Below are 12,244 nucleotides of genomic sequence, written 5' to 3'. Positions count from 1 at the left end.
ACGCGGTGACGAATTTTCTGGCGACCATGGCGGAGCAGCCGGGCATGACGGCCACGGATCGCGTGCTCGGCCTGACCTCGCTGTCGTTCGACATCGCGGTGCTGGAGCTGTGGCTGCCGCTGACACTGGGCGCGCAGGTGGTGCTGGCGGATCGCGCGGCCGCGCATGATCCATCCCGGCTCAAGGCGATGGTCGCCAAGCAGGGCGTGACGCTGGTCCAGGCCACACCGTCGACCTGGCGGATGCTGCTCGACCATGACGGCCCGTCGCTGCCACCAAGTTGCCGGGTGCTCTGCGGCGGCGAGGCGCTGCCGCCGGATCTGGCGCGGCGGCTGGTGGCGCAGGCCGGCGAGGTCTGGAACCTGTACGGCCCGACCGAGACCACGGTGTGGTCGGCCCGTCACCGGCTCGATGCCGAGAATGATCGCCCGCTCTTGGGAGGCCCGATCGGCAACACCACGCTGCACATTCTGGATAGCGACCTCAACCTCGCGCCGGTTGGCGTCGCCGGCGAGCTCTATATCGGCGGTGAAGGTTTGGCGCGCGGCTATTGGCGGCGCGGCGCGCTGACCGCGGAGCGCTTCATCCCCGATCCGTTTGGCCCGCCGGGGGCTCGGCTCTATCGCACCGGCGACGTGGCGCGGTGGCGGTCCGACGGCGTGCTCGACTATCTCGGCCGCGCCGACCACCAGGTGAAGATCCGCGGTTTCCGGATCGAGCTCGGCGAGATCGAGACGCGGCTGCTCGACCAGGACGGCGTGCGTGCGGCGGTGGTGGTGGCGCGCGAGGCTGGCGCTACCCGCCAGCTCGTCGGCTATGTCAGTGGCGAAGCGGCGCTGGATGGATCGGCACTGAAGGTAGCGCTGTCGTCGCTGCTACCAGATTACATGGTGCCAGCGCGGATCGTGGTGCTGGACCGGCTGCCGCTGACGCCGAACGGCAAGATCGACCGCAAGGGGTTGCCGGCGCCGGATCAGCTCGCGGCGCTGACCGAGCATGTCGCGCCGCGCACGCCGGCCGAGGCCAAGCTCGCCGCGATCTGGGCCGACCTGCTGCGTCAGCCAAAAGTCGGCGTCACCGACAACTTCTTCGAGCTCGGCGGCGACTCCCTCATTGCCGTCCAACTCGTCAGCCGCATCAAACGCGATCTCGGCCACGACCTGCCGCTGAATCGGCTGTTTGAAATAACGACCGTCGAAACCATGGCGGCGGCGCTCGCCCCGGAGATCGAGGTCGACAAGCGCAGCGACGACATCGCCGCGATGCTCGACATGTTGAAGGAAGTCGAATTTTCCGATGAGTGATACCGCCACCACGCAGAAGCAGCAGCTTCGCGACATCTCGCAGCGCTTGATGCGGCTTGATGCGAACAGGCAGCATGCGTTCCTGACGCAGCTCGCGGCGAAGGGCGTCAATCTCGCCATGCTGCCGATTGTGCGCCAGCAGCTGACGCGGGCGCCGCTGTCCTTTGCGCAATCGCGTCTCTGGTTCTTGTGGCGGATGGATCCGGATAGCGCCGCCTACAATCTCTCGGCGACCGTGCGGGTACGCGGAAAGCTTCAACTGCACGCGCTGCAACAGGCCTTCGATGCGCTCATCGCCCGCCATAGCGCGCTTCGCACGGTGTTTCGGCAAGAGGGCAAGGAAGCCGAACAGATCGTACTCGATCCGCAACCGGTCATCCTGCGGCAGGTGACGCTTAATGGCGATGATCGCGAAGGACAGGCGCTTCTGCTGGCGCGACAGGAAGCGTCACGGCCATTTGATCTCGAGGCTGGCCCGCTGATGCGCGCCACATTGCTGACACTGGTGGAGGGCGATCATCTTCTCGTCGTCAGCCTACACCATATCGTGGCCGACGGCTGGTCGATGGGGGTGCTAGTCGACGAATTCTGGAAATTGTACGCGGGGGCGACCTCTGGCGAGGCACCGGCGCTGCCGGAACCTGACATCGAATACGCCGACTATGCCGAATGGCAACGGCTTTGGATGAGCGCAGTCGATGGCGAGCGGCAGGTCAGCTACTGGAGCAGCCGGCTCAAGGACCCGGCCGTGCTCCAGCTTCCGATCGATCGGGCACGGCCGGCCGTTCCTGATCTCGCCGGATCAGCGCTTCGTCTCGCGCTCGATCCGGCGCTTGCCGATGGCTTGCGCGCGCTGGCGCGCCGGCAGCAGACGACGCTGTTCGTCGTTCTACTGGCGAGCTTCAAACTGCTGCTTTATCGCTACACCGGCCAGTCCGACATCAGCATTGGGATTCCCGTCGCCAACCGCCACCGCGATGAGACCCGCGGTGTCATCGGGCTCTTCGTCAACACGCAGGTGCTTCGCACTGGCATCGACGGGCGCGCGACGATCGCTGACTTCATCGCATCCGTTCATTTGGCCACAATGGAGGCGCAGGAGAACCAGGATCTTCCGTTCGAGCGTCTGCTGGAAATCCTGCAATCCAAGCGCAGCCTGAGCCAAAATCCGCTCTTCCAGGTCCTCTACAATCACCAGCGCCGGCGGATGTCGGGTAATCCGTCCGACGGGACCGGCCTGCAGATCCAAAAGATCGAGCCTGAAGTCGAGACGGTCAAGTTCGACCTCGCGCTCGATAGCGAAGAGGGGCCGTCGGGCGAAATCCGCGCGATCTTCACTTATGCGACTGCGCTGTTCAAGGCGGCGACGATCGAACGCCTTGCATCGCACTGGGTCACGATCCTCAAGACGATGGTCGAGGACGATGCGAAGTCGATCGCCGGCATGGCAGTGCTTTCCGAACAGGAATGGGCCAGGCTACGCCAATGGAACGGCGCGGCTGCTGGAACTGCCACGCCGTTCGCGCCGGTGCATCAAACGGTTGCCCGCTTTGCACGTGAAACGCCCGATGCTCCGGCGCTGATCTTCGGCGACGAGGTGATCTCCTATGTCGAACTCAACCGTCGCGCCAATCGGCTTGCGCATCGCCTGATCCGCCTGGGCGTTGAGCGCTCTGGTCTCGTCGGCATCTCCGCACAGCGCTCGCCGGCTCTTATCGTGGGCTTGCTGGCCATCCTGAAGACGGGCGCGGCTTATTTGCCGCTCGATCCCGAACATCCGGCGAAGCGGCAGGTCAGCACCATGCGCGACGCCGGCGTGCGCTTTGTGCTGGTTGATGCGGAAGGCACGGCGCTGACGTCGCAGTCGGCCGGGATCGAGGTTGTCCCGCTCGATGCGACCGATCTCAACAACGAGGCTGAGAGCGATCCTGATATCGCAGTGGCAGCAACGAGTCTTGCCTATGTGATCTACACCTCGGGCTCTACCGGCATTCCGAAGGGCGTCGCCGTCGAGCACGGGCCATTCGCGATGCATTGCGAGGTGACTGCCGGGCTCTACGATATGGACCGGCACTCGCGCGAGCTGCATTTCCTGTCCTTTACCTTCGACGGCGCCCATGAGCGGCTCTGGACCGCGCTGACCTGCGGCGCTGCGGTCATAATGCGCGATGCTGATCTGTGGTCGGCCGAGCAGACGCTCGACGTTCTGCGCCGGCAGCGCGTCACCAACGCCGGCTTTCCACCTGCCTATCTGCAGCAGCTCGCGGACTTCGCAGCGTGGCGTGGCGATCCGCCGCCGGTCGAGCTTTACTCGTTCGGCGGCGAGGCCATGCCGAAAGCAGGCTTCGACAAGGTCAAGCGCGCGCTCAAGCCGCGGACATTGATCAACGGCTACGGCCCGACCGAAACAGTGGTCACGCCACTGGTCTGGAAGGTCGATGCCAGCGAAGAGATCGATGGCAATTATGCGCCAATCGGCCGTCCAGTGGGGCGCCGCTCGGCCTACATTCTGGACGGTGATCTCAACGTCGTGCCGGTCGGCGTAACCGGCGAATTGTTTATCGGCGGCGAAGGACTGGCGCGCGGCTATTGGCGGCGCGCCGAACTGACGGCCGAGCGATTCATTCCCGATCCCTTCGGCGCGCCCGGCTCCCGGCTATATCGCACCGGCGATCTCGCGCGATGGCGTGCGGATGGCGTGATCGAATATGTCGGCCGCTCCGATCATCAGGTGAAAATCCGCGGCTTCCGGATCGAGCTCGGCGAAATCGAGGCGTGGCTGATGCGCCAGCCCGGCGTACGGTCGGCGGTGGTGGTTGCCCGCGAAGCCGGCGTCACCCGCCAATTGGTCGGCTATGTCGCTGCCGAAGGCGCGTTCGACGAAGCGGCAATGCGCGCTGCACTTGCGGACGATCTGCCCGACTACATGGTGCCGGCCCGCATCGTGAAGCTGGAGCGGCTGCCGCTCACCGCGCATGGCAAGGTTGATCGCGAAGCGTTGCCGGTGCCCGATATGCAAGTTGCGACGGCCGCTCATGTCGCGCCGCGCACCCTGACCGAGACGACACTTGCCACGATCTGGGCCGAGCTGCTTGGCCAGCCCGTCATCGGCGTTGACGACAATTTCTTCGAGCTTGGCGGCGATTCCATCATCTCGCTGCAACTGGTCGGGCGGGCCCGCCAGGCGGGCCTCTTGATTGAGCCGCGCGACGTTTTCCGACACCAGACATTGCAGGAGCTGGCGCGGGCGGCACGCATCGAACGGACGGTGGAAGACGCTGTTCCCGAGAAAGATCTCGAAGGGAGCGAGCATCCGCTGTTGCCGATCCAGGCGCGGTTCTTCAGCGAGGATGCTGGCGAACGTCACCACTGGAATCAGGCCGTCCTGTTGATGCCAAAGGCGCGGCTCGATTGGGGAATCGTGGAACGCGCGGTTGCCGCCATCGTCGCGCATCACGCGGCCTTGCGTCTCCGCTTCGAGAAGATCGATGGCGCCTGGCGCGCGACCTATGGCACCGCGCCGGCAATTTCGGAGCTGTTGTGGATTCGAAGTGTCCGCGATGCTGCTGGGGTGACGGAGCTGGCGTCTGTAGCCCAGACCAGCCTGTCGCTGGCGGGGCAGCTGGTGCGGGTGGTCGGCATGGATCTCGCCGACGGCAGCCAGCGGCTTCTCGTCGTCGTGCATCATCTCGTTATCGACGGTGTGTCGTGGCGCGTGCTGCTCGAAGATTTCGCGGCGGCATACGGACAGATGCAGCAAGGCGCGACGTCGGTCGTGCTGGCGAGGAGCCAATCCTACGCTTCCTGGGGCGCGCGATTGCAGGCCTATGGCGGCACCGAAGAAGTGGCTTCCGAGTTGCCTTATTGGCTGGAGCGGGGATCGCGCGGTGACCTGCCGTGCGATGACGATCACGATGGCGTCGATCGGGTTGCCGAGGGCGAAGAAATTTCGCTGGCTTTCGATGCGGAGCTGACGACGCGGCTGCTCAGGGAAGCGCCGTCGGCGTACCGCACGCAGGTCAATGATCTGCTGCTGGCGGCACTGGCGCGCGCGGTATCGCGCTGGAGTGGGCTTGACGATGTTGTTGTCGAGCTCGAAGGACATGGCCGCGAGGACATCTTTTCGGGCGTTGACATCTCCCGCACAGTCGGCTGGTTCACCACCGCCTTCCCCGTGCGCTTGCCGGGCAGCTCCGGCAACGACGCTTCACTGATCAAATCGGTCAAGGAAGAGCTTCGGGCGATTCCCGCCCGCGGTCTGGGTTACGGCGTATTGCGCTATCTCGGCACTGAGGCGCAGCGTGGCGCGCTGGCTGCGCTTCCCGAGCCGCGCATCGTCTTCAACTATCTCGGCCAGTTCGATACCAGCGTTGGTGAGGGCGCGTCGTTCAAGCTTGCGCCCGAGAGCGCTGGGCCGGGGCGCAGCGACAGTGCGCCGCTTGGCCGCTGGCTAAGCATCAACGGCCAGATGCGCGAAGGGCGGTTGCGGCTGTCGTTCAGCTACGGCCGCAAGCGGTACCGGCGGGCGACGATCGAACGCCTGGTGGAGCACTACGCCGCGGCCTTGCGCGAGCTCGTCGACCATTGCACCGGCGGTGCCCGTGGCGTGACGCCTTCGGACTTCGCACTGTCGGGCTTGAGTCAGGCCGATCTCGATACTCTCAGTGCAACGATCGACTGCCGCGAGATCGAGGATATCTATCCGTTGTCGCCGATGCAGCAGGGTATGCTGTTCCATGCGCTGCGCGATGGCGAGAGCGGCAACTACGTCAACCAGGTCGGCCTGGAAGTGCGGGGCCTCGATGCCGGCAGGCTGCGCGCCGCCTGGCATGAGGTCAGCGCGCGACACGCGGTGCTGCGAACCGGCTTTGCCTGGCGCGAACTGTCGGGCGCGGCGCAGCAGGTGGTCTATCGCAATGTGACGCTGCCATTTGCAGAAGAAGACTGGTGCGCGCAGGCCGCCGCCATGAAGCATGAAGAACTCCAGGCCGCGCTGGCGCGCGCGGCGCAGGCCGAGCGTGCCAAGGGATTCGACCTGTCGCAAGCGCCTTTGCAGCGCGTGAAGCTGATCCGGCTTGATGAAGACCGCCACTGGCTGATCTGGACGCACCACCATATCCTGCTCGACGGCTGGAGCTCGGCGCGACTGGTGGCCGAGATATTGCAGCACGAACGCGGCGAGCGCTTGCGCCCAGTGCTGGGCCGCTACCGCGATTACATCGATTGGCTGAAAAAGCAGGACCGCGATGCAGCGGCGACATTCTGGCGTACGGCATTGGCGGAACTGGACGAACCCAGTTTCCTGGCGGATACGCTGGGAGGGCCCGCGACGACAGGCGCGTCCGGTCATGCCTCGCTCGACCTGCTTCTCTCCGCGGCACTGACGGCAAGATTGCAGGCGTTTGCCAAGCGTGAGCGCGTTACGCTGAACACGCTTCTGCAGGGCGGGTGGACGCAATTGTTGCGCCGTCATACCGGCCAGCGGGTGGTCTGCTTCGGCGCGACGGTGTCGGGCAGGCCGGCAGAGATCAGCGGCTCCGAGGATATCGTGGGCCTGTTCATCAACACCCTCCCGGTCGTGGATCAGGCAAGCCCGCAAACCGATGTAGGGACATGGCTCCGCGATCTGCAGGAGCGCAACATCGATTTGCGCGATCATGGCTGGATGCCGCTCTATGAAATCCAGCGCCTCGCCGGCCGATCCGGCCGCGCGCTGTTCGACAACATCCTGGTGTTCGAGAACTACCCGATCGACCAGGCACTGCGCGGCGAGAACGAAAGCGGCCGCCGCTTTGGGCGGGTCGAGCAGGTATCGATCACCAACTATGCGCTGACGGTGGCGGTGTTCGCCAAGAGCGACGGCATCAATCTCGGCTTCCGCTATGACCGCGGCCGCTTCGATGACGGCCAAATAAAGTATCTGCAGGCCTGCCTGTCGCGCCTGCTGGCCGAAATCGTGGCCGATGCCTCCAGGCCGCTCGGTGCACTCAGCGGCCTCGATGCAGATCAGACGCGGAAGGTGCTCGACTGGAGCGGCAGCTTTGCGGGGGCACCAAACTTTGGCAACAGCATCATCGCTCAGATCGAAGCACGTGCCGCTGCTTCGCCGTCTTCCATCGCCTTGGTATTTGGCGACCAGAAGATCAGCTATGGCGACCTGAATGCGCGCGCCAATCATTTGGCGCGGCGATTGCGGGACTACGGCATCCGTCGTGACCGGTTGGTTGGGCTTGCGCTGGAGCGCAGCATCGAGCTGATCGTCGGTGTCCTTGCCGTGCTGAAGGCAGGTGGCGCCTATCTGCCGCTCGATCCGGATTATCCGTCGGACCGGCTACGGCACATGCTGCGCGACAGCGGGACCAGGCTGGTGCTGACGCAAAGTCGCCTGCTGGAGAGCCTCGCGCCCGTGATCGCGGGAGCGGATGCTGAGGCCTGGGCCATCGAAGGAGAGGGCGAAGCCCGCATAGGAGCGCCCGATCGCAATCTCGGCCTGGCGCCGCACCCAGATAGCCTCGCTTACGTGATGTACACCTCGGGATCGACCGGCGTGCCAAAGGGCGTGGCCTGCTCGCATCGCGCGCTCGCTGCGCGGCTCGCCTGGATGCAGGCGGAGTATCGCCTCGATGCCGGCGAAACCCTGCTGCAGAAAACGCCGTTCAGCTTCGACGTCTCGGTCTGGGAAATCCTGTGGCCGCTCGTAAGCGGCGCACGGCTGGCGATTGCGGCGCCCGGCGCGCATCGCGAACCGCGGCTTCTTATCGAGGCCATTATCGCCCACGATGTGACGACGCTGCACTTCGTACCGCAGATGCTCGAGCATTTTATTGCCGAGCCGCAAGCGGAGCGTTGCGTGTCGCTCAAGCGCCTGTTCGCCGGCGGCGAAGTTCTCTCGGTGGAATTGAAGACACGTGTTCTCGCAGTCTTTCCATATGTGCGCTTTGACAATCGCTACGGTCCGACCGAAGCCCTGATCAATGCGACGTTCTGGAATTGTCGCGACGAAGGTGCGGCGCGCGTGCCGATCGGACGGCCGATTCCCGGTACAATAATTCGCATCCTCGATACCGACCTGAACATGGTTCCATCAGGTATAACGGGCGAGTTGTTCATCGGCGGGGAAGGGCTCGCGCGCGGCTACTGGCAGCGCGAGAAACTGACAGCTGAAAGTTTCATTCCCGATCCCTTTGGTGGGCCCGGCGAGCGGCTCTATCGATCGGGAGATCTGGCGCGCTGGCGCGCCGATGGCGCGATCGAATATGTCGGCCGCTCTGATCATCAGATCAAGATTCGCGGCTTCCGCATCGAGCTTGGCGAGATCGAAGCCCGGCTGCTCGATCAATCCGGCGTGCGCTCCGCCGTCGTCGTCGCACGTGAGGTCGGCGTCGGCCGACCGCTTGTCGGTTACGTCAGCGGCGCGGGCGAATTGGAGGAGGCAGCCCTGCGGACGGCGCTGTCGTCCGTTCTGCCCGATTATATGGTGCCGTCACGGATCGTGGTGCTGGACCGGCTGCCGCTGGCGCCGAACGGCAAGATCGATCGTCAGGCGTTACCCGCGCCGGACGTGGCGTCTATGAGCGCGGAGTACCGAGCGCCGCGCACGCCGACTGAGGTGGCGCTCGCGGCGATCTGGGCCGAACTGCTCGGCCGACCTGCGGTGGGCCTCAGCGATAATTTCTTCGAGCTCGGCGGCGACTCGATCATCTCGCTGCAGATGGTGAGCCGGGCTCGCCGCGCCGGTTACCTGATTGAGCCGCGCGACGTGTTTCAGCATCAGACGCTCGAAGCTTTGGCACTTGCGGCGCGCACCGAGCAGCGGGGGAAAACGCTGGCAGATCAGGGTCAGCTTAGTGGCCCGCATTCGTTGCTGCCCATCCAGGCTCGCTTCTTTGCGGAGGATATAGGAAAGCGCGATCACTGGAATCAGGCAGTGCTGCTGCAGCCGAGGGACCGGCTAGATTGGAACGTTCTGCGGCGCGCGATCGCAGCCGTGGTCGACCATCACGATGCGCTGCGGCTTCGCTTCGAAGACGATGGGGAAGCCTGCCGCGCGCAATACGGCGCTGCGCCGGCTGCCGCGGATTTGCTTTGGGTCCGAAGCGCAGCCGATGGAGAGGCCGTGACGGTGCTGGCGTCGTCGGCGCAGGCGAGCCTGTCGATATCCAGCGGGCCGCTATTACGTACGGTGGGCATCGATGTCGCCGACGGTAGCCAGCGTTTGCTGACCGTGATCCATCACTTGGTCGTCGACGGCGTGTCATGGCGAATTCTGCTCGAGGACATTGCCGCTGCCTACACGCAGCTTGCGCGAGGCGACGCGACCGTTGCCCTTCCGCCGAAGAGCCACGCTTACGCGGTGTGGGGTGAGCGGCTGCATGCGTATGCCGGGTCGCCTGCACTGGCGGCGGAGCTTTCCTATTGGGTCGATCGCCGCACGGGTGTGGATATTCCTTGCGACGACGATCATGGCGGCGTCGACCATGTCGCCGATGCCGATGAAGTGCTGCTCGCATTCGAGCGGGAGTGGACGCAGCGCCTGCTGACGGATGCGCCGTCCGCCTACCGGACGCAGATCAACGACCTTCTTCTCGCCGGCCTCGCGCGCGCTGTCTGGCAATGGAGCGGGCAGGATGATGTGCTGATCGAGCTGGAAGGTCATGGCCGCGAGGACCTGTTCGGCGATCTCGATGCTTCGCGCACGGTCGGCTGGTTCACGACCGCGTTTCCCGTGCGGCTGGCCGGCGGGTCGCAAGGGCCGTCCGCATTGATCAGGTCGGTGAAGGAGGAACTGCGCGGCATTCCCGGCCGCGGGTTGGGCTATGGCGTATTGCGCTATCTCGGCTCTGAAGAACAGCGCGCGGCGCTGTCTGACGTTGCCGAGCCAAAAATTGCCTTCAACTATCTCGGCCAGGTTGATGGCGGTACCGGCGATGCGGCACTGTTCGCCATGGCGGCGGAAAGCGCGGGGCCATCGCGCGATGCATCGAGCCCGTTGCGGCGCTGGCTAAGCGTGAACGGCACAGTACGCGACGGCCGGTTGCGGCTGTCGTTCGGCTTCGGTCGCAAGCGCTATCGGCGCCAGACGGTTCAACGATTGGCCGCGTTGTACGAGGCAGCGCTGCGCGAGCTGGTCGATCACTGCACGAGCGGTGCCTGCGGTCTGACGCCATCGGATGTGGCGTTGTCGGGGCTTGGCCAGGCCGAGCTCGACAGGCTCGCGCTCGATTGGCGTGAGATCGAGGATATCTATCCGTTGTCGCCGATGCAGCAGGGCATGCTGTTCCATGCGATGCACGACGGCGAAAGCGGACTTTATGTCAACCAGGTTGCCGCGGAAGTGCACGGCCTCGATGCCGCAAAGCTGCGCCGCGCCTGGCAGGCGGTCAGCGACCGGCATGCGGTGCTGAGAACCGGCTTCGTCTGGCGCGATCTATCCGGCTCGCCGCAACAGATCGTCTATCGCAGTGCCGAAGTGCCGTTTACCGAGGAAGACTGGCGCGCACGGGCTTCGGCATGGGACCAGTCCCAACTGGACGCTGCGCTCGCCGATGTTTCCCGGCAGGAACAGGCCGCAGGGTTTGACCTGTCGCGGCCGCCTCTGCAGCGGGTGCGGCTGATCCGGCTCGGAGAAGATCGGCATTGGCTGATCTGGACGCATCATCACATCCTGCTTGATGGATGGAGCTCGGCGCGGCTGATCGCCGAAGTGATGCAGCATAATGGCGAAGGCCGATTGCCTCCATTGCAACACCGCTATCGCGACTACATCGCCTGGCTAAGGAACCGGGACAGCAACGCATCGGCAGCGTTCTGGCGCACTGCGATGGCCAGGCTGGATGAGCCCAGTTTCCTGGCTGAGCAGACGGACGCGGAATCGGCCGGTCACGGCATGCTCGCACTGGAGCTCGATGTTGACCTGACGGGGCGGCTGCAACAATTTGCTGCGCGCGAGCGCGTGACGATGAACACGCTGGTGCAGGCCGCGTGGGCGCAGTTGCTGCGGCGATATACCGGACAGAGCACGGTCTGCTTCGGCGTTACGGTGTCGGGCAGGCCGCCGGAGCTCGCAGGCGCCGAAGACATGGTTGGCCTCTTCATCAACACGCTGCCGGTTGTCGACGATGTCGGTCCGCAGGTGAAGGTCGGCGCATGGCTGCGTGAATTGCAGGATCGCAATCTGAGCCTGCGGGAATATGGCTGGACGCCGCTCTATGAAATCCAGCGTCTGGCGGGACGTCCCGGACGACCGCTGTTCGACAGCATCCTGGTGTTCGAGAATTATCCTGTTGACCACGCGCTGATGCAGAAGGACCGCCAGATCCGCGTCGGCGAGACCAGGATCGTCGAGACCAGCAATTATCCGTTGTTCGCAAGCGTCGGTCTCGATGAGCGGCTGCGGCTGGTCTTTAACTATCAGCGCAGGCATTTCGATGAGCCGCAGATCGCTCGGTTGCAGCGCGCCTTAGTGCTGATGATGGAGGCGTTGAGCGTCGATGCCGATCGGCCGCTCGGCGTCATTGCGGCCCGCGATTCAGCGGATGATGCGCTGCTCGCCCGAGTAAATAGCAGGCGGCGAGATGAACCGCGCCAAGGAATTGTGGCGCAGTTCGAATCGCAGGCCCGCCAATCGCCCGACGCGACCGCGCTGGTGTTTGGCGATGCGGAGCTGAGCTACGCCGCGTTGAATGCGCGGGCCAACCGGCTGGCGCGGCGGCTGCGGGAGCGCGGAGTCGGAGCCGATGTCGTCGTCGGGCTGGCGCTCGACCGCGGCGTCGAGATGATGGTCGCGCTATTGGCGGTGCTGAAGGCCGGCGGCGCCTATCTGCCGCTCGATCCGGAGTATCCGCGGGAACGGCTGGCGCACATGCTGCGCGACAGCGGCGCGGCGCTGGTGCTGACGCAGCAGGCGCTGCTCGATCAGTTCTCGCCGGCGCTGAAGGAGA

At 64.9% G+C, this 12,244-nt stretch carries 2 protein-coding genes; both read left to right on the top strand.

Features of this window, described 5'->3' with window-relative positions:
- Window positions 1–1,304, top strand: a 1,304-nt coding sequence (locus J6524_RS36635; protein WP_225678715.1) for an AMP-binding protein, incomplete at its 5' end; no start/stop codon positions are given.
- A partial coding sequence (locus J6524_RS36630; RefSeq protein WP_225678714.1) for a non-ribosomal peptide synthetase occupies window positions 1,297–12,244 on the top strand: 10,948 nt, incomplete at its 3' end. The genes J6524_RS36635 and J6524_RS36630, both read left to right, overlap by 8 nt.

It is taken from the genome of Bradyrhizobium hereditatis (assembly GCF_020329435.1).
Classification (GTDB): Bacteria; Pseudomonadota; Alphaproteobacteria; order Rhizobiales; family Xanthobacteraceae; genus Bradyrhizobium; species Bradyrhizobium hereditatis.
This window is presented reverse-complemented; position numbering and strand designations above follow the sequence as displayed.